This window comes from Flavobacterium difficile, from assembly GCF_011392115.1.
GTDB classification, from domain to species: Bacteria; Bacteroidota; Bacteroidia; order Flavobacteriales; family Flavobacteriaceae; genus Flavobacterium; species Flavobacterium difficile.
This window is the reverse complement of the sequence record NZ_JAAJBT010000003.1, coordinates 78,797-103,951: the sequence shown is the minus strand read 5'-3', so window position 1 is coordinate 103,951 and position 25,155 is coordinate 78,797. Positions and strand designations below refer to the sequence as shown.

Below are 25,155 nucleotides of genomic sequence, written 5' to 3'. Positions count from 1 at the left end.
CACAAGTAATATTGTGCATACTATTTTTAAAAAAACTAAAAAACTAAACAATGAAAGTAGCTAATCTTTTAAAAATAGTACTTATTACAACTATTATCTATGGTTGTTCTAAAGAAAAAAACAAAATAACTAATGCTTCAGACTATAACAGTTACCTGAATATTTCAGAAGATAAAAACATAAAATTAGCGGAATCAGAAATTAATTTTTGGCAAAAAAAATACAATGCAGATTCGAACCAAACAAGCTATCTAAGTCAACTCGCATTCTATTATACTTCTTTGTTTGAGGCTACTTTTGAAGTAAATCATTTGTATAAAGCAGAAGAATTATTATTAAAAGCTAATTCCGAATTAAAGTATTCAGAAGTGCGTGCTATTCGTGCTTTAGCAAAAAACTACATTACGCAACATCGTTTTAAAGAAGCGCTAATTTTAGCCAACAAAGCCCTAAAAATCGGTGAAGGATTCAAAGAAACACAAAAGTTGCTTTTTGATGTAAACATGGAACTTGGAAATTATACCGAAGCTAAAAAAAACCTATCCAAATTTTATAATCCGGAAGACTTCGATTATTTAATTAGAATGGCCAAATGGAATGATCATATAGGAGATTTACCAACAGCCATAACTTTAATGGAAAAAGCTACCCAAAAAGCAGAATTGAGTGAAGATAAAACTTTAAAAATTTGGTCGTATTCAAACTTAGGCGATATGTATGGACATGCTGGAAGAATTGAAGAAAGCTATGCTTTTTATTTGAAAACCCTAAAAGAAGATAAAAACTATTATTATGCATTAAAAAGGATTGCTTGGATTGCTTTTTCGCATGAAAAAAACACCAAAGAAGCCAACCGAATTATCGATGCAATAGCCCAAAAACATAATTCGCCAGATTTTAAATTATTTAAAGCAGAAATGGCAGAATTTGATAAAAATGAAGCAGATAAAACTAAGAATATAAACGATTATTTCAATGCATTAAAAAGTAGAAATTACGGAGTAATGTATAATAAATATAACGCCATACTTTATGCAGACAACAAGAAAGATGCTGCAAAAGCTTTAGAAATTGCTTATGAAGAAATTAAGAACCGACCAACACCTGAATCTTACGATTTATTAGCTTGGGCCAACTTTAATTTAGGAAATACCAAAAAAGCGTTAGATATTTGTGAAAAACATATTATTAACAAATCATTTGAACCCGACATAAATTATCACTTGGCCGAAATATATAAAGCCAACAAAATGAATGATAAAATTATTCCAATTAAAGAAGATTTATTGTCAAGTATTTATGAGTTAGGTCCGAATATGAAAGAAAAAATTGAAAAACTATAATGAATAAAACTTTTCAAATCATTTTATTTTTACTGAGCACTTTAGCTTTTTCCCAACAAAAAGAAGGTGTAGTCATGGATACTTTGGGAAATATCATTGAAAATGCTTACGTATACAACGAAACTACAAAATCACACGCACATACGAACGAAAACGGAAAATTTATATTAGATAAAACTTCAAATAATGACATTTTAACCATTACAGCTTTAGGTTTTAAAAAGAAAACACAAGTCGTTAATGGTGAAGAAAAGAAAATAGTTTTATATAGTTCATCTTTTAACATTGAAGAAATTGTAATTTCTAAAAAAAACAATGCTATTTCTCAAATTATGAAGTTAGATTTACAAAATTCACCCGTAAATTCTTCACAAGAAATATTGCGTAAAGTTCCTGGTTTATTCATCGGACAACACGCTGGTGGTGGAAAAGCAGAACAAATATTTTTACGAGGATTCGATATTGATCACGGAACTGACATCGCACTTTCTGTAGATGGGATGCCTGTAAATATGGTTTCTCACGCTCACGGACAAGGTTATGCAGATTTGCATTTTGTCATTCCAGAAACCTTAGATAAAATTGATTTTGGCAAAGGAAGTTATTATGCAGATAAAGGCGATTTTGCCACAGCTGGTTATGTCGCTTTCAAAACTAAAGAAAAAATTGACAACAATGCAATCAGTTTAGAAGTTGGTAAATTCAACACTATTAGAACGCTTGGAATGTTCAATTTATTACCAAAAAACAACAACCAAAGTGCTTTCATAGCAAGTGAATACATCACTTTTGACGGACCATACGTTTCTAGTCAAAATTTTAGAAGATTGAATTTATTTGGAAAATTTACCAATGTATTTGAAGATAAAAGTAAGTTTTCTGCAACTGCTTCTCAATTTTCAAGTGAATGGACAGCATCAGGACAAATTCCGCAACGTTTAGTTGACGCTGGAATTATCTCAAGATTTGGTGCTGTAGATGATACGGAAGGTGGAAAAACATCTAGAAGTAATTTGAATTTCGAATATTATAAGCCTATTTCTGAAAATTTATATTTCAAAGGAAACACGTATTATAATAACTACCAATTCGAATTGTATTCAAATTTTACATTTTTCTTAAATAATCCAATCGATGGAGATCAAATCAAACAAAAAGAAAACAGAACAATTTACGGTTTCAATGGAGAATTCAACAAAAAAATTGACAATTCTAAAAGCACTTATCAAGTTGGATTTGGATTAAGAGCTGATGAAACGAAAGACAGCGAATTAGCTAATACTAAAAATAGAATCACAACAATTAATCAGTTGAAATTAGGAAACATCAATCAGAAAAATTATTTCAGTTATATAAATACAGATATTGAATTAGGAAATTTTACCATTAATCCAGCCATTAGATTAGATTATTTTCAATTTTCCTATTTAGACAAATTAGCTCCAAAATTCCAAATTAACAATGAAGAAAAAGTGAAAATCTCGCCTAAACTAAACTTCCTTTTTGCCCCAAACAACAAGGTACAATTTTTTGTAAAATCTGGTTTAGGCTTTCACTCTAATGACACACGTGTAATTGTTTCACAAACCGACAAAAAAACCCTACCTACTTCTGCAGGAGCGGATTTGGGAACGATTTTCAAACCTATGAATAACTTAATTATTAATAGTGCGTTGTGGTTTTTACACCTAGATCAGGAGTTTGTATATGTTGGTGATGCAGGAATTGTAGAACCAAGCGGAAAAACAAAAAGAATGGGAATCGATTTTGGATTTAGATACCAAGTGTCAAAATTCATCAATTTGAATTCCGATATTAATTACACCTATGCCAGAAGCACGGATGAACCTGAAGGACAAAATTATATTCCTTTAGCTCCAGATTTAACGTCAACTGGAGGAATTAGTGTAACCAATTACAAAGGATTTTCTTCAAGTTTAAATTACAGATATTTAAAATCGCGTCCCGCAAATGAAGACAATTCGATTGTTGCAAAAGGCTATTTTGTGTCAGATTTTAACCTGAATTACCAATACAAAAAAATGAATTATGGAATTATAATTGAAAATTTATTCAACACCAAATGGAATGAAACCCAATTTGCTACCGAATCTCAATTACAAAATGAAACGCAAGCGGTAGAGGAAATTCACTTTACACCAGGTACGCCCTTCTTTATAAAAGGAAAAATAACGTATACCTTTTAATTTAATATAATTGTTGTTTTTTTAAGTTTGAAATCTCGTCTTGTTTTACTTGACGAGGTTTCTTTATTCATTCGCCTAAATAAATAAAAACATTTGTTACTATGTGTTTAGGTGTTGCTTCAATTGGCACATCCAATCCACCAGAATTAACATTGACCGTATGCGAATGATCACCAGATGACGTTGAGGAAAATAAGGTTGCAGTAAGATTTTCTGGTCTTCCAACATTCACATTTATAATTGGAAGTAAAGCTAATACATTTGTTGCTAAACCTAAAGATTGTATTGGACTATATTGATCGCTATATTCATGATGATGATTTCCAGCAAGAGCTGTTATTCCTGAAAAATTCACATTTGGCAGATGTGCTTGTGTTAAAACAATTTGATTTGAGCCTGTTATGTTTCCCATATTATCCGTAGGGGTTTTGGTCTTAATGAAACTATCATCCATATTAATTAAATTTCCACTTAGTCCTATAGAAATAGCATTACTTTGGGCTGTTGTAGGAAGCAATGCAATGGATCTTCCATCTAATAAATACCAACCATTATGATCAGTAGTTGCTAAAGAATGCTTAATATCACCAAACATAATAGCATTGGGACCCGCCATATTCCACTGCGCTCCATCATTATAATATAACCCATCATGAACTGAAACTGGAGTATAAGTTTGCGATTCAAAAGTATTATAAGTTATCATAGCTGGACTATGCTGAGAAAGTGGATTTGGCAAAATAGTTTGCACCAATACACTGCGTGTGGGCAAAAAACCTTGATTTTCACTATAAATATCTAATATAGCATTTATGTTTGGTGTTATTGTACCAATACCAACATTTTGTGAAAATCCATTCAAACAAACGTAAAAACAGATAATGAAATAAGAATTTTTTTTCATCTTTAATGGGATTACAAGATTATTCACCTAAATATACAAATGTGTTGGTAGCCATTTTTTTGACGCTTGGTAACGGCATGTTATTTCCTCCACTTTGGACCGTTACAGTATGAGTGTGATTACCAGAACTACTTGAATTGGAAAGTTGGGTTGCTGGCGTTTTATTACCAATATTTGAATTTAAAACATTTAAAGCTACTCCTGACAAAATACCTAATAAACCGTAAACAACATTTATATTTTCAATTGCTGAATTATGTTGGTCTACATAGCCATGATCGTGTTCTCCATCAGAAGATGTAGTACCAGAAAAAACTATATTAGGTAAATTGGCTTGTGAAATAATAACCGTATTAGAACCACCAGTTTGAATTAATGATTCAGACAATGATTTACCTTTTAAAATTTTATCTGTAGCGTCTGGCAGATGAGTACTAAAACCTAAACTAGTCCCGTTAACTTGAGCAAGAATTGGTAAGGTGCTTAAAGATCTACCATCTAACATATACCAACCTAAGTGATCTTCAGTAGCTATACTATGCTTTATGTCACCAATCTGAATTGAAATAGGCTCTAGTCGTACCCATTTAACACTATTATTGTAATACAAACCCGGAGTTACTGCTGTATCACCACTTCCAGCGGTATTTGTATTGTAGACAATCATTCCTGCTACATGAGTAGTCAATGGTTTTGACAAATTCGTATTCTCTAAATTAACTTTAGTAATTAAGATAGTTTTATCTGTACTAAAAACTTCTAAAGCAACATCATCATGTGGAGTTGTAGTACCAATTCCGACTTGACCATTTGATTCAACAAAAATTAAAACAAATAGATAAATATAATTTTTCATCATAGTCCAATTATTTTCCTAAATAAATAAAAACATTTGTCGCCATATAAGATGGCACTCGTTCCACAGGTACATTTAAACCATTAGAAGAAACAGTAACGTTATGTACATGATCCCCCGAATTACCTGTAGTTTTATTAGTAGTATGAACTTCATCTTTTGCTACTTGTTCAATGGAAAAGAGAGTTAAAATACTTGTGGAAAGTAAACCTATACTTTGGAAACCTATGTAGCTATCTACTAGATGTGTATGCGAACCGCCATTACTAGTTGATCCAGTAAAAGTAACATTAGGTAAATTGGCTTGAGAAATCAAAAAATCTTTTGAACCTGCTAAAGATCCGACAACATCAGAGTTAGCTTTGCCTTTTAAAAAACGATCAGTTGCATCAATTAGTTGGATAGTTTGACCTAAACTACTTGCGTTTAATTGTGCATTTGAAGGTAAAGTAGCAATTAACCTTCCATCTAGCAAATACCAACCGTCATGATCAGTAGAGGAAAAACTATACTTTATGTCACCAATTTTTGTAGAATTGGGCACAAATAAAATCCATTTAGCCCCATCATTATAATACAAACCTGAGACTACTCGGTTTACACCAATTCCATTTGCCATTTTATTGTAAACAACAACTCCTTGAACATGAACTGACAAAGGTGATGCATCCATTACACTTGTTAGCAATACCCTAGGAACAAGAAGTCCTTGAGAGGAACTTACTAATTCTAACTGAGCATCTTTATGAATTTGAGACCCACCGATAGCAACCTGTGAAAATAATTTTACAGAAGATAAAATCAAAATCAATTTAACTAATTTACACATAGATTTAAGTTTAATAAAAAATTATTGGGTGTTATAATCTTTAAATTACTATGTATAGTTTTTTTTTTTATAAAGTTAATCAATTTTTCTTTTAAAAATTAAAATTAATAAAAAATTAACTAAAATATTACATTATACTTTATAAATGACTTTATATTTTATGAATTTAAAAATACAGATGTGCCAGGAAACTGGTTTTGTTTAACTTATAAAATATTAAACAATTTTTAATAACCCATTCGGATCTGGACAATTCTGTTTATAAAAAGCTAGCGTAGTTTCACTACAAACGCCAGGATAATCACCAAATTTCTCTTGCATATCTATGATAAGTTGGAAGTGTAAATGAGGTGCGTAATCGCCATTAATTGGCGGCAAGCCTAAAGTTGCAATTTGTTGTCCTTTTTGAACCGTATCACCCACTTTTTTTCCTTCCAAACTGACTTCACTCAAATGTCCGTACAAAGTATGAAATTTGAAATTATCAATTTCATGTTCTAAAATTATAGTCGGACCATAATCGCCTAAAGCGGTATTGTTTTGAAAACTGTGAATTTTCCCTTCCAAAGCTGCGAAAATTGGTGCTTGTTCGTTAATCCACAAATCTAAACCAATATGAATGTTTCTTTCTTCTACATTCGGATTTTTAAAAACGGTACTTCTTTTGTATAAATTTCGCGTTTCGATATAACCACCATACATGATTTTTCCATTATGGGCTTCCAATTGATTTTGAATAAAAACTTCGTAATCTTGAGCGGTTTCTAATTTATGATTTTGTAAATCTGAATTCGTAACGGATAAATCTAACGCTACATATTCCGAATACTCAATTTCGGGTGAAATAACCTTAGCGGCTTGAATATTTTTAAAAAACTGTTCCATTATTATGTATTTATAAAACTAATTCTGCATATAATTTTTCAAACGTTTCATCCAAATCGGAACTGAATCCAGAATGCGGTCGAGACGTTTGAATACTTGAGCTTTTTACAGCTGTTAACCATCTAAAACGTTCTTCAATTTCGAAAGTAGCGATGGGTCCGCCTTCTGCTTTTCCTTCACAAATCTTCACAAAAGAAGCTAAGTTACATTGCAATTGTTCGAGATCAAATTCTGGACAAAAAGCCGTGATTTTTTCAGTAGGAATTTGATAGTTAATTCGTAAATATTTCTGACGCTTGCATAAAAGCATCAAACCTACATTGACAAATTCTTCGCGCTCCACCTTTGGTACGACACGAAGTACAGCATAATCATATAAGTGTTTTTCGTGCATCTTGCGCTTCTTTTAAAAATAGTTCTGAGTGGGCTAATCGAATCGATAAAAATTGAGCATAAACTGCTTTAATTTCTTCTGGAGTTATTGAACCATCGTCCCAAAGTAACCAATCTTCAGGAATTTTATTGACAATTTCTCTCAAAATCGTATCGTTTAATTTAGATGTAAATTCTTGATGCGCTTCTTGCAATAAACTAGCTTTTGGTAATAAAACGTGATCTTTTATTAATGAAAAAGGAGTCACCGCACTTTTTTCCCAATTGGTCCAAGAATGATGAAAATAGAAAGAAGCGCCATTATCAATTAGCCATAATTCTTTCTTCCAAATTAATAAATTGGTGTTTTTAAAAGTTCTGTCGACGTTTGTAATAAAAGCATCAAACCAAACTATTTTGGATGCCAACATTGGTTCGCAATCATTCGCCGCAGCATCATAAGTTATCGAACCTGACAAATAATGTAAGCCTAAATTTAAACCTTGACTAAACTTTAATAAATCCTGAATTTCTTCATCGCCTTCTGTTCTTCCAAAAGCTTCATCTAAATTCGCAAAAACCAATTCAGGAATCGGCAAACCTAAATATTTGGCAATTTGTCCGCCTAAAAATTCGGAAATCAAAGCTTTTACACCATGTCCTGCACCGCGAAATTTCAATACATATTTAAAATCGTCATCAGCCTCAGCCAAAGCGGGTAAAGAGCCGCCTTCTCGCAGTGGTGTAATATATCGGGTAACGTTTACCGTTCGTAAATCTAAATTCATGTTATGAGAATCTTTTACCAAAGATAGCAAAAAAAAACTCCGATAATTATCAGAGTTTTTTTGTTTCTTTTCATTTGAACTGTGAAGTACATAACTCTCAATCGCTAGTCATTTCAATGTAAACTGAAAACTGAGACTGAAAACTAAATTTATGCCGAAATCGTTGCTACTTCTTTATTGATTTTATTTACCAAACCAACCAAAACTTTTCCTGGTCCAACTTCTGTAAAACTTGATGCACCATCTGCAATCATTTGATTTACCGATTGTGTCCATTTTACTGGAGCGGTTAATTGAATGATTAAGTTTTTCTTGATTTCATTCGCATCCGAAACTGCACTTGCCGTTACATTTTGATATACTGGGCAAATTGGTTGTGAAAAAGTTGTAGCTTCAATTGCAGCAGCTAATTCTTCACGAGCGGGTTCCATCATTGGTGAGTGAAATGCGCCACCAACTGGTAAAATTAACGCTCTTTTCGCACCTGCTTCTTTCATTTTTTCGCAAGCAACTTCTACCGCTTTGTATTCACCAGAAATTACTAATTGTCCGGGACAGTTGTAATTCGCTGCTACTACTACTCCATCAATAGAAGCACAAATATCTTCTACAATTTTATCGTCTAAATTTAAAACGGCAGCCATAGTTGAAGGTGTAATTTCACAAGCTTTTTGCATCGCTAAAGCACGTTGAGAAACTAATTTTAAACCGTCTTCAAAAGATAAAGCTCCATTAGCAACTAAAGCAGAAAATTCTCCTAAGGAATGTCCGGCTACCATTTCTGGTTTAAAATTGTCTAAAGTTTTGGCTAAAATTACAGAATGTAAAAAAACAGCTGGTTGCGTTACTTTTGTTTCTTTTAATTCTTCAGCTGTTCCTTCGAACATAATATCTGTAATTCGGAACCCTAATATTTCGTTTGCTTTTTCGAATAATTCTTTGGCTAATTCCGAATTTTCATATAAATCTTTACCCATTCCGGTAAATTGAGCGCCTTGTCCAGGAAAAACGTATGCTTTCATAGTATTTTGTTTCGAGTTTAATGTTTCAAGTTTTGAAAAACAAAAATACTTATTTTGTAACAATCTTATCAAATAAATGACTAATATTTAAAACTAAAACCTTTCAAAATGAAAAAAATTTTACCAATTGTCTTTGTGCTTTTTATAAGTGTTATTTATTTTTATGTAACATTACCAGTACTTAGTTATGGTTTTGCTGGAATTACCATACTGCTTTTTATAATAGCGGCTTTATTATTTTTCTCTTTTTCAAAATTCACCATATCCTCTGATGGAAAAAGTTACAAACCAATAACTGTGTTTTGGAAACTTCCTGCTGTATTAGTCGGAATTGCTGTTTTGTATGCATTTGTATTACCTTTTATTACATCGAGTCCAATTTTTAGAAATCAGGATTACAGAAACTTAATTGGAAAAGTAAAAGATGGTGATAAAATTACCAATCAAATTGCGCCAATTTCTATGAATGAAATTCGAGTGGTAGATGAAAGTTTAGCGTATTTATTGGGTGAAAAAATATTAGGTTCGCAACCCGCATTGGGAAGCCAAGCACATTTAGGCGAATTTTTCATTCAGAAAGTCAATGGCAAATTATTTTGGGTGGCTCCTTTAGAACATTCTGGTTTTTTCAAATGGCTAAATAACAAACAAGGAACAACTGGATATGTAATGGTTTCTGCAACCAATGAACGTGATGTAAAATTGGTTCAGGAAGTCAACGGAAAACCAATTTTATTAAAATACCAAAGAGAAGCCTATTTTGGGAGTAACTTACACCGTTATCTATATTTTAACGGCTACAACACTGTAGGTTTAACGGATTTTTCATTTGAAATTGATGATGCTGGTGTACCGTATTGGGTTGTTACAAAATATAAGAAAAAAATTGGTTTTTCTGGAAATGATGCAACAGGTGTAGTAGTGGTAAATGCACAAAATGGCGCTATTAAAGAATACAATATTAAAAACACACCAACTTGGGTAGATCGAATTCAACCGATTTCATTCATTAAAGATCAGTTGAACGATTGGGGTGAATATGTAAAAGGCTATTGGAATTTCTCTAACGAAAACAAACTTCAAATTACAGAAGATTTGACATTAGTTTACGGAAAAGACAACAAATCGTATTGGTATACTGGAATTACTTCTGTTGGAAAAGACGAATCGGCAGTTGGATTTGTGTTAGTAGATACTAGAACAAAAGAAACTACTTTTTACAAACAAAGTGGTGCAACAGAATATGCAGCACAAAGTTCGGCACAAGGTAAAGTTCAAGAAAAAGGTTTTGCAGCATCGTTGCCTATTCCGTATAACATTAATAACATTCCAACTTACGTGATGACCTTAAAAGACAATGGTGGTTTGGTAAAAATGTATGCGATGGTTTCTATTGCAGATTATACCATTGTTGGAACAGGAAATACTATGCGTGAAGCGCTTACAGCTTATAAAACTGCTTTTAATTCTTCTGGAAATAAAATTAATGTAGATAGTAAATCCACAAAAAAAGTAACAGAAGCGGTTGTGATAAGAATTCAAAATGATGTGAAAAACGGGAATAGTTTTTATTATTTCATGTTAAAAGACAATGCTACTATTTTTGTAGGATCGTCTCAAATTTCGAATCAATTGCCGTTAACGGCTGTGGGCGATGTAATCAAAATTTCTTATGATGAAGAAAATGAAGAAACCATTGATGTTTCCTCATTTGAAAATATAAGTTTAAAGAAATAAGCATTAAAAAACACTAAACAAAAAAACCTGAACTCGAAATGAATTCAGGTTTTTTTTATTTCAAATAGAACTTATTTATTGTTTTACAAGTTGTAATTCGATGTTTAATTTCACTTCTTCACTTACTAAAACACCACCTGTTTCTAAAGCAGAATTCCAATTTAAACCCCAATCTTTACGGTTAATTTTCCCTTCGATATTTAATCCTACTTTGGTATTTCCCCATGGATCTTTCATGGCACCACTAAATTCAGATTTTAAAGTCACAGGTTTTGTAACTCCGTGTAAACTTAAATCACCTGCAATTTCGTAATTTTCCTCATCTATTTTTGTAACAGATGAAGCAACGAAAGTTAACTTTGGATGATTTTCTGCGTCAAAGAAGTCGGCACTTTTTAAATGTGCATCTCTGTCTGCGTTTTTGGTGTTTATGGAATCGATATTTGCAGAAAACTCAATAGCTGCAGTTGAAAAATCATCTTCTTCTGTTGAAATAGTTGCATCATATGTTCCAAAAGAACCAGAAACATTTGTAAACATCATGTGTTTTACTTTAAAACCAATTTCTGAGTGTGTTGGGTCTATTGCCCATGTAGTTGTTGCCATACTTTTATTTTTTTTTATTAGTATTAATTTGATAGTTCAAAGATACTTCGTCTAAAAAGAAGGAACACTTAACCTAGATTAAGAAATAAAAAAGGGAAGTTTCTTAATTAAAACTTCCCTTTACTTTTTAAGTACTAAATACTTTTTATAATTTCTGCTAATTCTTTTTTCAAATCTTCATTTGTAATGCCTTTTTCTGCATTGAAATTATCGTTGAAATTGGGTAATGAAAAAACACCTTTTACGACACCGCCTTGAAACGGAAATCTTTTAGCAGCACTATCTAAAACTGTACTTCCACCACGAGGTCCAGGTGAAGTCGCCAATAAAAGCAGCTCTTTTTCTTGGAACGTTTTGGCATTTATTCTTGACGTCCAGTCGAGAATGTTTTTAAAAGCTGCAGCATAAGCACCGTTATGTTCTGCAAAGGAAATTACAATTACATCTGCGCTTCCTAATTTTGCATAAAAATCGGTAGCCAATTTAGGAATACCGTTTTCATTTTCTTTGTCTACCGAATAAATAGGCATTTCGTATGCATTTAAATCTAAAACCTCAACAGAAGCATTTTCGAATTGATTCGCCGCAAAAGTGGCCAACTGTTTATTAATTGAAGTTTTACTTGACGAGGCTCCGAAAGCAATTATTTTTCTCATTTCTTTTTTGTTTATTTATTTAACCAGTTTCCTAATATTTTCCTTAAAAAAGGAAGTAAAACATACACCATTAACGGAACTAAAATTCCTGTCATAATTAATGTACGTATGGGTAAAGGTAAACTTAATAATTGGTTTCCGATTAATAATTGCACTAATGTGATACTTGGATAAATGGCTATCCAAACCATCAAGGCAAATTTCCATTTTGGTGGTTGCATACTTAATTTTCTTCTATATATTTTTTTGTTTTCAAAACGGCATTTTTTACCATTTCTTGATTATTCATTTCAGTCTGAGTGGCTTTATCTTTCCAATTTATGGTAAAAGTCATTTCTGTTTCATTTTCCGAAATAAATTGAATATCGTTATCCACATAACCTTCAAATTTTGGATGTTCAACTAGTAAAAACCTAACTTTGTATGGAATGAAAGTAATTTTCTCCACCAAAGTTGTCACGGTTTCTGGAGTAGTTATGGTCATTTTTCTGGTTACGAAATTCTCATTTTTCTCCAAAATAAACACATCACTTACACCCGGAACAAAGTTTTCTGGTTTTTCAATTTTAAAAATTAAATGTTGCCAAACTTTCTCTAATGAAGCGTTTACTTGCGTAGTAAATTGAACCATTATTTCGAATTCAAATAATAAGATAAAGCTCCAGATGGACATTTATCTATGGTTTCCATAATTTTTTCAGTGGTTGCATTTTCTGGATGTATCCAAGGTTGTTCTTTGGGTTTAAATACATCTGGAGTATTTCTTACGCAATTTCCAGAATGTGTACACTTTCCTGATTGCCATACAATGGTAACTTCACCATTTGTATATTCTTTTTTTACGTTTTTTGGATCCATACTTAAATAGTTGTGTTGATTAAAATGTTGTTTTTAAGCATTTTAGAAACAGGACATTTTTCTGCAATAACTAATAACCTGTTTTTGATAGCTTCATCAATATCATTTGAAAAAGTAATTGCTCTTGAAATAGTAGTTGTTAAATCTGGATTATTTTCTTGAGACATGTTTAGCGAAATATGTATTTCAGGAATATCCCAACCTTTTCTATCGATATACATTCGTAAAGTCGACAACGTACAACCTGCCAAAGAAGCCAAAAGTGTAGTATACGGATCCGGACCCAAGTCTTTTCCTTCAATACTTTCTGGTTCATCCATTACAAAAGTTCCGTTGCGCCAAGAAATGGAACACAAATATTTCTGTACACCGATTGTTCCTGTTATGTTATTTTCTAAAAGATTTGTCATGATTTTTTATATAAATACCTGCAAGATTTTGAAAACCTTGCAGGATAATCTTAATTACAAAACGTCTCTAAATTCTGGAGTTTTATCGAAAACACTTTTCGCAAACGGACAAAGTGGAATAATTTTAATACCTTTTTCTCTAGCGAATTCAACCGCTTTAGCCACCATTGCTTTACCAAAACCTTTTCCGTTATTTCCTGAATTGACTTCCGTATGGTCAATAATTATTTTATCATCACCAGCAAAAACAAATGTCATTAAAGCTTGTTGTTTCCCATCTACTTCAATGAAAAAAGCACCGTTTTTATCATTGATTTTTAATTGAACTTCTTCGATCATAATTTATTTTTTACTGCGACTGAAAACTGCGACTGAAAACCGTAACCATTCACTAATTAGTGCTCCATTGGAATTTCCATTACTAAAAACTTAGCCTTAGAATTCGCTTTAATTTCAATTTCATTAGCATCCCAAATTCCGATGGCATCTCTTGTTTCTAGTTGTTCTCCAGCTACTTCAATGTTACCTTCAATGTTCATGATATAAAAGCCATTTCCTGTTCTTTTCAAAGCTAATTTTTTTGTAACATCTTTATCGAAATCACTTAAATAAAACCAAGCATCTTGATGGATCCAAACTCCAGCATCATCTGGATTAGGTGATAAAATTTGTGCGAAATCGTTTTTTTGTAAAGAGGCATCCAAAGTAATTTGTTGGTAACGAGGTTCCACGTTTCTCACTCTAGGAAACAACCAAATTTGAAATAATTTAGTGTGTTGATCAGCATTTGGATTGAATTCACTATGTTGAATTCCGGTTCCAGCGCTCATTACTTGTACATCACCAGTTTTAATTGTTGCAGCATTTCCCATACTGTCTTTATGTGCCAAATCACCTTCCAAAGGAATTGTGATAATTTCCATATTATCGTGTGGATGCGTTCCGAAACCCATTCCTGCTGCAACAGTATCATCGTTTAAAACTCTTAAAGTTCCGAATTGCACTCTTTCTGGATTGTACCAACTTGCAAAACTGAAACTATGGTAAGCGTTTAACCAACCGTGATTGGCATGACCTCTAGTATTCGCTTTGTGTAAAACTATATTGCTCATATTGTATAAATTTAGTAATTATTAGAATACAAATTTACAAATGCCATTAGTAAAAACCTCTTAATGTAGATTAAGAAACAAAAAACCGATGCCTTTTTAGCAAAGCATCGGTTTTAATAGTTAATGAATGTGATCTTCTTCGATTTCAAATTCGGCATCTTTTTCCCAAATTTCCATTTCGCAAGGTTTACAATTGAATTTTAGTTTGTATTCTAATTCACCTTGTTTTAGCACCAAAGGTTCTTTTAGTTTTTTGTCCATATTTTCACGATGGTATTTCGGACAACGTTCTAATTCGTATTTGATGCAATATTTTGTTGTCATTACACGTGATTTTCCTGGATCCCATTGCAATTCGAAAGCCTTTTCAATTTCAGTTACACCATGACGTTCATAGAATTTACGCGCTTGTTTATTGGCTACATTGTACATAAAATCCAGTTTTGTTTCCGGATAAGGATGTGATGTTTTTACCATTTGATGCTCTTTTCGAACATAATTTTGCAAACGAATTTCTGATAATTGTTCGTAAACTGTTCTACGCAATTCGTTAATTTTTGAAATAGGTAAAAACCAATTTTGAGAAAACTCAATCGTAATTTCATCAGCAGTATAAGGTGTAAAACCCGTTTTTGCTAAATTAATTTTGAAGTTTTCTGCTATAGATTCGTTATTTTTAGTAAGTTCTTTTGGATGTACTAATTTCGCTACACTTACATTTCCATCTTCATCCGTTGCGATTAATTCGAAACCCGTTTCGTTTTCTTTCAATACTAAAGTCGAACTAATTTTTCGAACCGCACTGTCTTCTCTTTCTACAATTTTAATGAAAGCGGCATCGTTATTTCTGTATATGAAAGTACCTTCTTTGATTTCTTTCAATACGTTAGGATATACGATTCCGTTTTCAACTTTATTTACGTAAATTCCTTCCGCTTCATTATTTTCGTTGATGAAACACAAACCGTCACCGTTGTTTAAGTACTGACCGTTTTCAATTTCATAAGAATTTCCAACAGTTCGGATTAATTTTCCAATATATTGTCCTTTAGATTTTGGACTTTCCCAAGAACCAATCGCTTGATGTCTTTCGTTAACGAAATAATCGGTATAGCCACGATTAAAACTTCTGTCTAAAGAAGGGTCGAAAATATAAGTACATTTTCCTGAAGAAGCTTTAGTATATTTTTCAGGATTTTCAGCTAAGAAAGCATCTAATTTCTGACGTAAATACGACACGTTATTTTTCACGTAGACGATATCTTTTAAACGTCCTTCAATTTTAAAAGAAGAAATACCCGCCTCTACTAAATTTGGAATTTGATTAGAAACATCAAAATCTTTGATAGAAAGCAAGTGACTATTTTTGATTAAGGTATCGCCGTTTCCATCAATTAAATTATAAGGCAAACGACAATTTTGAGCACATGAACCTCGGTTGGCTGAACGTTCACCATTCGCCACACTCATGTAACAATTTCCGCTAAACGAAACACAAAGCGCACCAGTTACGAAAAATTCTAGTTCAACGTCAGTTGCTTCACTAATTTCTTTAATTTGATGCAAATTTAATTCACGTGCTAACACCACACGTTTCATTCCGGCATCGGCTAAAAATTTAATTTTATCCGCATCACGATTATTCGCTTGTGTACTTGCATGAAGAACAATTGGAGGCAATTCCATTTCCATAATCGCCATATCTTGTATGATTAAAGCATCCACATTGATATGATACAATTTCCAAATCATTTGACGACACGATTCTAATTCATTATCATACAAAATGGTATTGATAACTACAAATACTTGAGCGTTAAACAAATGCGCATATTTTACCAATTCGGCCACATCTTCAATAGAATTTGTAGCATTTGATCTTGCTCCATATAAAGGCGCACCAATATAAACGGCATCCGCACCTGCATTAATAGCTGCAATTCCTTGTATTAAATCTTTTGCCGGAGCTAAAATTTCAATCTTCTTCTTCATTTTATATATGCATTTTATTTTGAAGCGGTTATATATAGAATCACTTTTACTTAAGGTGTTTGCTATCACAAACAAGTTTTTATGGTGATTTTTAAAACTTTAATTCTTCAGAAATTACCGAAAAAAGTATGCAAAGTTCTTATAAAAAATCCAAGATTTCTAATTCTGACTCAATTTTTTATGAATTACAGATTTTTTAACCACGAATTCTGGAATTTTTAAAAATCGTTACGCTTAAATTTATCTTCATCGAAAATTCCTAATAAATCGAATCAAAAACAAATACCATTGAAAAATTTATTGATCAGAAAGTTATTTTTTCAACATTTTACTTTTCATTTTGCTGAAAAATTCGGGTGTGACACCAATATAAGAGGCGATATTTTTTTGAGAAACCTTTTGAATTAAAGTGGGATATTTGGTACAAAATTTTTCGAAACGTTCTTCCGCGGTTAAGCTTAAATTATCCATTAATCGTTCTTGATGTGCGACTAATGAATTTTCGGCTAAGATTCGGAAAAAACGCTCTAGTTTTGGAATTTGAAGATATAATTGTTGTTGATTTTCTTTGGATATGATTGCTAATTCTGCCTCTTCTAAAACTTCGATGAAAAGATGTCCTGGTTTTTGAGAAATATAACTATACATGTCGCCAATCCACCAGCCTTCACAAGCGAAGTGCAAAACATGTTCTATGATGTTATCGTTAATTGTAAAACTTCGTAAAATTCCAGAATTTACAAAAAAAGTACAATTGGCAATCTGACCTGGACTTAATAAAATAGTTTTCGTTTTATAAGTTTTAATTTCAATTTTAGACAAGAATAGAATTTCTTCATCGGAAGTTAAAGAAACATGTTTTGAAATATTTTGGAGAATAGAAGTCATTACTTCGTTGGAGTTGGAAGTAATTTAAAATAAGTCACCACGAATTTGTTGTCTTTAATTTCGCCAACTACTTCTGCTTTTCGAATGGCGGAACAAAATCCGTCATCAGCATGCGCATCACCATGATCATCTATGGAAGTTCCTTCAACAAAATAGGACTTTCCGTTGATTCTAACTGCTAAATCACAACCTTTTTTATCAGTCATGGCAAACTTACATTGTCCGCAAGAGACTTCAACTATTTTTTTATTTTCTTTCTTATTTTCTTGTGCAAAGGTTGTACAAAAAAACAGAAAAGCGAGAATGGTAAACAATTTTTGCATTTATGAAACTTGAGTTTTATTTATTTCAGAATTTACTTTTGTTGGTATTTTCACTTCACATCTTCTGTATGGACCACAACCCATTCTTTTTGGACCGCAAGATGCTAAGAATAAAGCACCACAAGCAAGCAGAACTATTTTTTTCATTTCCCTTTGAATTAATTTAAGTACTAAAATACTATTTTTTTACTCAAATAACAGTTTTATGACAAGAAATATCTGTTTCGTAACATTTTAATCGAAAACTAATGGTGTAAATAATATTTTTGAGTATACAATTTGATTTTAAAAAACATTAAAAACTATAAATTCTATACAAACCAACAAAGTTATCAAATACAATCCACTGTTATTTCATAATTAAACAACAACATTACAATAATTTTCAAATATTTTTTTAACTAACTAAATTCAAAATTATGTCATTAGAACCATTTATCGGAGAGATTAAAATTTTAGCTTTCGACTGGGCACCGAAAAACTACCTATTATGTGCTGGACAAATATTACCTATCAATTCTAATGCTGCCTTATTTTCGCTTTTAGGAGTTGCTTATGGTGGAAATGGATCTTCAACATTTGCATTACCTGATTTGAGAGGAAGAATGCCTTTGGGTCAAAACCCTTCAAGTGGACAACCAATTGGATTAAAAGCAGGTACGCCGAATGTAACTTTAACAACAGCAAACATGCCTGCACATGCACATTCAGCTTTAGGAATTAATGTAAATATTCCTGTAGCAACCAATAGTGGTGATACCGATTTACCTAGTGGTGCTTACTTAGCTCAATCACAAGGAGATTTTTATTCCTCTTCACTTAGTCCAGGAGCAAACTATGGAGCTTCAACTGTATCTGGTCAAACTGCATTAGCAGGCTCTGGAACTTCATTTTCAGTGATGAACCCGTATTTAGCAGTTAACTATTCCATTGCAACTTCTGGTATTTTTCCTAGTCGTAATTAATATAAATTTAATACATCTAAACAATGTCAACAGAACCTTTCATTGGAGAAATCAAGATTTTTGGTTTTAATTTCTCACCAATTGGTTACGATTTTTGTAACGGACAATCGTATTCTATCGCACAAAACACAGCCTTATTTTCACTTATAGGAACATCTTATGGAGGCGATGGTCAGGTTACATTTAACTTACCGAATTTACAAAGTAGAATTCCTATAGGACAAGGAACTGGACCAGGTTTACCGACATATGGTATAGGAGAAAGTGGAGGTACTTCAAATGTAACTTTAGCAACATCAAATATGCCACCTCATGCTCATGTAGCAACAGGAATTAGTGTAAACATTCCTGTTGCAACTGGTGGTGGAGATACTGAACTTCCAAATGGCGCCTATTTAACACAATCACAAGGAGATTTTTATTCATCTACTCCAACTTCAGGATCAAATTATGGTGCTGTAGCTGTATCAGGACAAACAGCAATGACTGGTTCTAATGTTCCTTTTAGTGTGGTAAATCCATTTTTGTCACTAAATTATTGTATCGCAACTGAAGGGATTTTTCCTAGTAGAAACTAACAATATTAAATCGTAATATATTTTAAAGTCAAATGAGAAAAAAGCAACTTATCTTATTTGGCTTTAACCTATTTAAGTAAAAAATCATGAATACAATTGGAATTTTATTACCTAGATCTACTTTCTACACTAGTATTGGATTTGATTTATTCGATGGTCTTAAGTATGGCTTACTTGAATTAGAACGCGAAGACATTAAAATTACAACTGAAAATATCGGCTTCGGAGCAGACAAACAACAATGTTACCGAGCTGCAGAAAAATTATTGTTAGAAGAAAATGCAGACTTAGTAATAGCGTACATTAGTCATAGAACAGCTGAACTCTTAAAACCCTTGTTTTTAGCAGCTAATAAAATGTTACTAGTTTTAGATTCTGGCGCAAGCTTACCTACCGAATGGCCAAGTTGTCCGAATATTTTTTATCTGTCATTACACAATGCTTTAGGTGCATGGATTGCATCTAAAAAAGCTACAACTGATGGCTTTTTAAATGGTGGAATGGTTAGCGGATATTATGATGGTGGATATTTACACACATATAGTCTTTCTGAAAACTTTGTAAACTCAGGTGGAACAATCAAATTTAATCATGTTACAGGATACAAAGAGGATGATTTTACAATTTCTCCTTTAAAAAATTATTTAGATAAATATCCAAAAAGTGCGCTTTTGAGTCTTTTTAGTGGTGATTTTGTACAATGGTATTTTAAAGGAATTCAAGAAGAATTTCATAACGAGAATTTACCTATATACTTATCACCATTTGGCTTAGAAGAAACCATGCTTGAAAATGCTGTTTATCCGAGTAATTCTGTAAAAGGCGTTGCATCTTGGTCGAAAAAAATAGATAATATAAGAAATAAAGCATTTGTCACAAAACTTGAGTCATTAGGAAAAAAACCTAACCTTTTTTCTTTATTAGGTTGGGAAAGTGCTCAACTTGCTGTACAAATTATATCATTATCTAAAAAACACTCTAATAAAATTAGTGATATAGCTAAAGAATTCCAATCTCTAAAATTTGAAACCCCTAGAGGAAAAATTCATTTTGACGTTAAAACAAATACTTCTATTTCCACATTATATAATGTTTCAGTTATCGAAAAAAATGGCATGTGCGAATTAAAACTAGACAGTTCAATAGAAAATAGTAAAGAAGAATTTGAAGAAATGTGCAATCTACCTTTAGAAAACTCAACTTCAGCTTGGTTTAATAGTTACACTTGTATTTAGTAAATGGAAAATAAGAAAAAGATATTGATTCTTTGTGGAGGAAAGTTTGCTTTTAGAACTATCCAATTGTTAGCGTATGAGAAATTCTTGTATGCAATTGGCATAGGAAAAGGAAATGACATAATCGTAGATGCTCTTGAAAAGGAAACAGAAGAAAACAAGATGCCTTTTAAGTCCTTTCCAAATAAAAAAAGCATGTCCGAAATGAAAGATTGGATTTTTTCTATTCAACCAGACTATGTTTTTTCTATTTCTTTTCCTTTTTTAATTCCAGAAGATATTCTTGCATATGGAAATCATAAGTTCATCAATTTTCATCCAGCACCATTGCCACAATATAGGGGTGTAATGCCCATTTTTGAAGTATTAAAAAATCAAGAATCTCAAACAGCAATTTGTGCACATTTTATGAATGCTGAATTTGATGAAGGTGATATTATTTTTAATGACCCAATAAATATTGAAGAAGGAGATACTTATGGTAAACTAACAGTTAAATTAAGTCATAGATTGTCAAATGTTGTATTAAACGTTGCAAATATGATTCAATTTGGAAGTAAAATACCAAGCATTCCACAAGATGAAGAGAAAGCATATTTTTATGAAAAACCCCAATATTCAGACACCTATATCAAATGGAAAAGAATGAGTGCAAATGAAATAAACGCTCTTGTAAACGCCTGTAATCCATGGAATATTGGCGCAGATACTACTTTAATGGGTGAACAATTGAAAATTATAAAAAGTAATGTTTTACCAATGTCACATGACAACTCTGTTCCTGGAAAAATTTTAAAAATAAATGAAGAAAGTATCATTGTCGCTTGCGCAGATAATCAACAATTAGAAATTGAAATTATATGTTCCGATGAAGGTATTCTTAAAATTAAAGATTGGAAAACAAAAGAAAAATTAATTGGAATTATTTTTAATTAATCTCTATTACGAATATGCATATTAACTAAATACTTACAAAATGAAACAAAAAATTACATTACTAACACTGCTTATTCTTTTTGCAATAAAAGGACATACGCAAACTCAGTTTTGGGCTGATACTTTTGATACAGCGCCCACTAGCGGAACCAGAACTCCTGAAGAAAACGGTGGAACACCAACCTCGTATTTCAGATTGACAGACGGAAGTAACATTAATCAAGTGGTACCATTTTCCGGAAGACAAGGTACTAGTTTTTGGGCAGGTGAGGATCACAATGGCACAGGAACAGGCTTTACAGCTAGTGGAGCAGAAGGTGCGCTTCCTGCAAGTAACCCTGCAAACGAATTACATATTAACTGGACAGGAATTAACATTGCTGGAAAAAGTAATTTGAGTTTTAGAGGACTCATTGCAGCTGCAAGCACAAATGAACCATGGGACAACCAAACTGCTTGTATAAGTGGCGTTGCAACAACCAATACCGACTATATTATTGTAGAATACAGTATTGATGGAGGACCGTTCGTAAATATCATCAGATTTTATAACAGAGGAAGTGCTACTAATGGTGTTGATAAATATTTGTTTGAAGATACAGATAATAATGGTTGTGGTGATGGAATACAATTGACAAATACTTTTGGAGAATTTACAAAGAACATTGTAGGAACAGGAAATACAATGAATTTAAGAATTAGAGTATTTTCAGAAGGAAATAACGAAGAATGGGGAATTGATAATTTCAGATTATTTGAAGTGGCAGCTTGTACACCACCAACTATAACAGCTAACCCACCAAACAGAACTATTTGTAATGGAACCAATACAACTTTCACATCATCAGCATCCGGAGCAACAACCTATCAATGGCAAGTGAATACGGGTAGTGGTTTTACAGACATTACAAATGGTGGGGTATATTCTGGTGCAACCAGTAATACATTAACAATTACAGGTGCAACAGCAGGAATGTCGGGTTATTTATACAGAGCAGTAGCCATAAACGGAGTTGCATCTTGCTTTACAAACTCAAATTCAGCAACTTTAACTATATCAAATATCACATCAACAGAAATCGTAACGAATGTTTCTTGTAATGGTAGCAATAATGGTTCTATCGCTATAACTCCTAGTGGAGGAATTGGACCTTACACTTACTCTTGGTCACCCTCTGGCGCAACAAGCGCTACTATTACTGGCTTAAGTGTAGGATTATACACAGTAACCATAACAGATAATGTAGGTTGTCAAATTACAAGAAACTTTACGATTACTCAACCAACGTCACTTTCTCTCAATCCAAATTCACAAACAAATGTTTCTTGTAATGGAGGTACAAATGGCGCTGCTTCAGTAAATCCTGCCTCTGGAGGAGCCGGTGGATATACTTATAACTGGACACCTGGAAACCCAAATGGTGATGGAACAACTATTGTAACCGGTTTATCTGCAGGGACTTGGACGTGTACTGTAACTGATGCTAATGGATGTTTCACAACTCGTAACTTTACCATTACACAACCTGCATCTGCTGTTTCTGGAACTACAGCAGTAACCAATATAGCTTGTAACGGAGGAACAAACGGAGCAATCAATTTAACTCCAACTGGAGGTACTCCACCCTACACTTTCAATTGGGGAGGTGGGATCACAACGGAAGACAGAACAGGACTTTCTGCTGGAAGTTATTCTGTAACAATTACAGATGCTAATGGATGTACCGGAACTATTAATGTAACTGTAACACAACCAGCTTCAGCAGTTTCAGGAACAAGAACAGTAACAAATGTTTTTTGTTTTGGAGGTACTAATGGTGCTATCAACTTAACTCCAACTGGAGGTACTCCACCCTACACTTTCAACTGGGGTGGCGGAATCACTACAGAAGATAGAACAGGACTTTCTGCTGGAACTTATTCTGTAACAATTACAGATGCAAATGGATGTACTGGAACTGTTAATGTGACTGTAACACAACCTGCGTCAGCAGTTTCTGGAACTACAGTAGTAACAAATGTTGCTTGTTTTGGAGGTTCTAATGGTGCTATCAACTTAACTCCAACTGGAGGTACTCCACCCTACACTTTCAGTTGGGGAGGTGGGATCACAACGGAAGACAGAACAGGACTTTCTGCTGGAACTTATTCTGTAACAATTACAGATGCTAATGGATGTACTGGGACAGTATCTGGAATTACAGTAACGCAACCTGCATCTGCTGTTTCTGGAACTACAGCAGTAACCAATATAGCTTGTAACGGAGGAACAAACGGAGCAATCAATTTAACTCCAACTGGAGGTACTCCACCCTACACTTTCAGTTGGGTTGGCGGAATCACTACAGAAGACAGAACAGGACTTTCTGCTGGAAGTTATTCTGTAACAATTACAGATGCTAATGCATGTACTGGAACTGTTAATGTAACTGTAACACAACCAACAGCTATTTCTTTAGCTTCAGGTGCTTTGACTAACGTTTCTTGTAATGGTGGTTCGAATGGTTCAGCTTCTGTCTCTCCTACTGGTGGTGCTGGTGGATATACTTATTCTTGGTCGCCATCTGGTGGAACAGCGGCAACTGCAACTGGACTTTCAGCTGGAACTTATACTGTAACCGTGACAGATGCGAATGGTTGTACTGCAACTCGTAACTTTACTATTACTCAACCAACAACTATTTCTTTAGCTTCAGGTGCTTTAACTAACGTTTCTTGTAATGGTGGTTCGAATGGTTCAGCTTCAGTTTCTCCTACTGGTGGAGCTGGTGGATATACTTATTCTTGGTCGCCATCTGGTGGAACAGCGGCAACTGCAACTGGACTTTCAGCTGGAACTTATACTGTAACGGTAACAGATGCGAATGGTTGTACTGCAACTCGTAACTTTACTATTACTCAACCAACAACTATTTCTTTAGCTTCAGGTGCTTTAACTAACGTTTCTTGTAATGGTGGTTCGAATGGTTCAGCTTCTGTTTCTCCTACTGGTGGAGCTGGTGGATATACTTATTCTTGGTCGCCATCTGGTGGAACAGCGGCAACTGCAACTGGACTTTCAGCTGGAACTTACACTGTAACGGTAACAGATGCTAACGCTTGTACTGCAACTCGTAACTTTACTATAACACAACCAACAGCTATAGACGCAACTGTTTCTCAAAATGCTGGAATACTTACTGCTAATCAAACTGGTGCAACGTATCAATGGTACCAATGTCCAAATACTGTTATTGCTGGTGCAACTAATCAAACATTTACCCCTACTGTTGTGGGCGATTACAAAGTTGAAGTTACTATTGGAGGATGCTCTATTACATCAACTTGTGTGACAGTTACAACTTTAGGAAATACTAGTTTTGATGCTTCTAATTTCATGTATTATCCTAATCCCACATCAAATATATTATACATAAAGAATGGAAATTTAATTGATGATGTTGAGGTTTATAACCTGTTAGGTCAGCAAATATTATTTACTAAATCTACAAGTAAGGAAATTGAGTTAAATTTAGCCATGCTTCCATCTGGATCTTATATGATAAAAGTAACCGCTGAAGGTAAATCAAAAACAATAAAAATTTTAAAACAATAAGTAAAAAAAGAAACAGTTTCAAATAAAAAGATTATTTTTATCTGTAAGATATTTTTTA

27 protein-coding genes are annotated in these 25,155 nt (G+C 33.1%); 8 read left to right on the top strand and 19 right to left on the bottom strand.

The window, feature by feature from the left end:
• Window positions 1-50: 50 nt before the first annotated feature.
• Window positions 51-1,343, top strand: coding sequence for a tetratricopeptide repeat protein (locus G4D72_RS06515; RefSeq protein WP_166076849.1), 1,293 nt, complete (start codon window positions 51-53; stop codon window positions 1,341-1,343).
• Entirely contained in the window at window positions 1,343-3,550 is a 2,208-nt protein-coding gene (locus G4D72_RS06510; protein ID WP_166076848.1) for a TonB-dependent receptor, read from the top strand. Before G4D72_RS06515 ends, G4D72_RS06510 begins: the two co-directional genes overlap by 1 nt.
• Before the next feature lie 67 nt (window positions 3,551-3,617).
• Here the strand turns inward: G4D72_RS06510 and G4D72_RS06505 are convergent, their stop codons facing one another.
• The 7 genes from G4D72_RS06505 to fabD all read right to left on the bottom strand — a co-directional run bounded on the left by G4D72_RS06505 (window position 3,618) and on the right by fabD (window position 9,206).
• Window positions 3,618-4,454, bottom strand: coding sequence for a hypothetical protein (locus G4D72_RS06505; RefSeq protein WP_166076847.1), 837 nt, complete (start codon window positions 4,452-4,454; stop codon window positions 3,618-3,620).
• A 19-nt stretch (window positions 4,455-4,473) separates the two neighbouring features.
• On the bottom strand, window positions 4,474-5,313 hold the full coding sequence (locus tag G4D72_RS06500) for a hypothetical protein (RefSeq protein WP_166076846.1): 840 nt from the start codon (window positions 5,311-5,313) through the stop codon (window positions 4,474-4,476).
• Between the two features lie 7 nt (window positions 5,314-5,320).
• The gene (locus G4D72_RS06495) at window positions 5,321-6,139 is read right to left on the bottom strand and encodes a hypothetical protein (RefSeq protein ID WP_166076845.1); all 819 of its coding nucleotides are present in this window, start codon (window positions 6,137-6,139) and stop codon (window positions 5,321-5,323) included.
• Window positions 6,140-6,355: 216 nt separating this feature from the next.
• Complete coding sequence (locus tag G4D72_RS06490) at window positions 6,356-7,024, bottom strand: peptidoglycan DD-metalloendopeptidase family protein (protein ID WP_166076844.1); 669 nt, start codon at window positions 7,022-7,024, stop codon at window positions 6,356-6,358.
• Window positions 7,025-7,034: 10 nt separating this feature from the next.
• On the bottom strand, window positions 7,035-7,418 hold the full coding sequence (locus tag G4D72_RS06485; RefSeq protein WP_166076843.1) for a DUF3037 domain-containing protein: 384 nt from the start codon (window positions 7,416-7,418) through the stop codon (window positions 7,035-7,037).
• Entirely contained in the window at window positions 7,396-8,184 is a 789-nt protein-coding gene (locus G4D72_RS06480; protein ID WP_166076842.1) for a HipA family kinase, read from the bottom strand. Before G4D72_RS06480 ends, G4D72_RS06485 begins: the two co-directional genes overlap by 23 nt.
• Window positions 8,185-8,333: 149 nt before the next feature.
• A complete protein-coding gene (fabD, locus tag G4D72_RS06475) occupies window positions 8,334-9,206 on the bottom strand; it encodes an ACP S-malonyltransferase (protein ID WP_166076841.1) in 873 nt (290 codons plus the stop codon).
• A 108-nt stretch (window positions 9,207-9,314) separates the two neighbouring features.
• On the opposite strand from fabD, the gene G4D72_RS06470 reads away from it, so the two are divergent.
• Window positions 9,315-10,943, top strand: a complete 1,629-nt coding sequence (locus G4D72_RS06470; RefSeq protein ID WP_166076840.1) for a hypothetical protein — start codon at window positions 9,315-9,317, stop codon at window positions 10,941-10,943.
• Between the two features lie 75 nt (window positions 10,944-11,018).
• Here the strand turns inward: G4D72_RS06470 and G4D72_RS06465 are convergent, their stop codons facing one another.
• The 12 genes from G4D72_RS06465 to G4D72_RS06410 all read right to left on the bottom strand — a co-directional run bounded on the left by G4D72_RS06465 (window position 11,019) and on the right by G4D72_RS06410 (window position 17,935).
• Window positions 11,019-11,549, bottom strand: coding sequence for a YceI family protein (locus G4D72_RS06465; RefSeq protein ID WP_166076839.1), 531 nt, complete (start codon window positions 11,547-11,549; stop codon window positions 11,019-11,021).
• A 134-nt stretch (window positions 11,550-11,683) separates the two neighbouring features.
• Window positions 11,684-12,205, bottom strand: a complete 522-nt coding sequence (locus G4D72_RS06460; RefSeq protein WP_166076838.1) for an NADPH-dependent FMN reductase — start codon at window positions 12,203-12,205, stop codon at window positions 11,684-11,686.
• A gap of 11 nt (window positions 12,206-12,216) precedes the next feature.
• A complete protein-coding gene (locus G4D72_RS06455; protein ID WP_166076837.1) occupies window positions 12,217-12,426 on the bottom strand; it encodes a hypothetical protein in 210 nt (69 codons plus the stop codon).
• A gap of 2 nt (window positions 12,427-12,428) precedes the next feature.
• Window positions 12,429-12,836, bottom strand: coding sequence for an AtaL-like protein (locus G4D72_RS06450; RefSeq protein WP_166076836.1), 408 nt, complete (start codon window positions 12,834-12,836; stop codon window positions 12,429-12,431).
• On the bottom strand, window positions 12,836-13,063 hold the full coding sequence (locus tag G4D72_RS06445; RefSeq protein ID WP_166076835.1) for a (4Fe-4S)-binding protein: 228 nt from the start codon (window positions 13,061-13,063) through the stop codon (window positions 12,836-12,838). The genes G4D72_RS06450 and G4D72_RS06445 overlap by 1 nt, the downstream gene beginning before the upstream one ends.
• 2 nt (window positions 13,064-13,065) lie before the next feature.
• Complete coding sequence (locus tag G4D72_RS06440) at window positions 13,066-13,473, bottom strand: OsmC family protein (RefSeq protein ID WP_166076834.1); 408 nt, start codon at window positions 13,471-13,473, stop codon at window positions 13,066-13,068.
• Window positions 13,474-13,527: 54 nt separating this feature from the next.
• Window positions 13,528-13,812 (bottom strand): GNAT family N-acetyltransferase, encoded by a 285-nt coding sequence (locus tag G4D72_RS06435; protein ID WP_166076833.1) that lies wholly within the window; start codon window positions 13,810-13,812, stop codon window positions 13,528-13,530.
• A 56-nt stretch (window positions 13,813-13,868) separates the two neighbouring features.
• Entirely contained in the window at window positions 13,869-14,585 is a 717-nt protein-coding gene (locus G4D72_RS06430; protein WP_166076832.1) for a pirin family protein, read from the bottom strand.
• 120 nt (window positions 14,586-14,705) lie between these two features.
• Complete coding sequence (locus tag G4D72_RS06425) at window positions 14,706-16,577, bottom strand: peptidase U32 family protein (protein ID WP_166076831.1); 1,872 nt, start codon at window positions 16,575-16,577, stop codon at window positions 14,706-14,708.
• 312 nt (window positions 16,578-16,889) lie between these two features.
• Window positions 16,890-17,465: a Crp/Fnr family transcriptional regulator gene (locus G4D72_RS06420; protein WP_166076830.1), complete on the bottom strand. Its 576-nt coding sequence runs from the start codon at window positions 17,463-17,465 to the stop codon at window positions 16,890-16,892.
• Window positions 17,465-17,788 (bottom strand): DUF6370 family protein, encoded by a 324-nt coding sequence (locus tag G4D72_RS06415; protein ID WP_166076829.1) that lies wholly within the window; start codon window positions 17,786-17,788, stop codon window positions 17,465-17,467. The genes G4D72_RS06420 and G4D72_RS06415 overlap by 1 nt, the downstream gene beginning before the upstream one ends.
• On the bottom strand, window positions 17,789-17,935 hold the full coding sequence (locus G4D72_RS06410; RefSeq protein ID WP_166076828.1) for a hypothetical protein: 147 nt from the start codon (window positions 17,933-17,935) through the stop codon (window positions 17,789-17,791).
• Between the two features lie 272 nt (window positions 17,936-18,207).
• Here G4D72_RS06410 and G4D72_RS06405 point away from each other — a divergent pair, with 272 nt between their 5' ends.
• The 5 genes from G4D72_RS06405 (at window position 18,208) to G4D72_RS06385 (ending at window position 25,097) form a co-directional block, all read left to right on the top strand.
• Window positions 18,208-18,753 (top strand): phage tail protein, encoded by a 546-nt coding sequence (locus tag G4D72_RS06405; RefSeq protein ID WP_166076827.1) that lies wholly within the window; start codon window positions 18,208-18,210, stop codon window positions 18,751-18,753.
• Between the two features lie 23 nt (window positions 18,754-18,776).
• Window positions 18,777-19,331, top strand: a complete 555-nt coding sequence (locus G4D72_RS06400) for a phage tail protein (protein WP_166076826.1) — start codon at window positions 18,777-18,779, stop codon at window positions 19,329-19,331.
• Window positions 19,332-19,417: 86 nt separating this feature from the next.
• Window positions 19,418-20,566 carry an ABC transporter substrate-binding protein gene (locus tag G4D72_RS06395; RefSeq protein WP_166076823.1) on the top strand — a complete coding sequence of 383 codons (1,149 nt, stop codon included), beginning with the start codon at window positions 19,418-19,420 and terminating at the stop codon, window positions 20,564-20,566.
• Between the two features lie 3 nt (window positions 20,567-20,569).
• Window positions 20,570-21,502 (top strand): methionyl-tRNA formyltransferase, encoded by a 933-nt coding sequence (locus G4D72_RS06390; RefSeq protein WP_235922465.1) that lies wholly within the window; start codon window positions 20,570-20,572, stop codon window positions 21,500-21,502.
• Window positions 21,503-21,542: 40 nt separating this feature from the next.
• A complete protein-coding gene (locus G4D72_RS06385; protein ID WP_166076822.1) occupies window positions 21,543-25,097 on the top strand; it encodes a T9SS type A sorting domain-containing protein in 3,555 nt (1,184 codons plus the stop codon).
• Window positions 25,098-25,155: the final 58 nt, after the last annotated feature.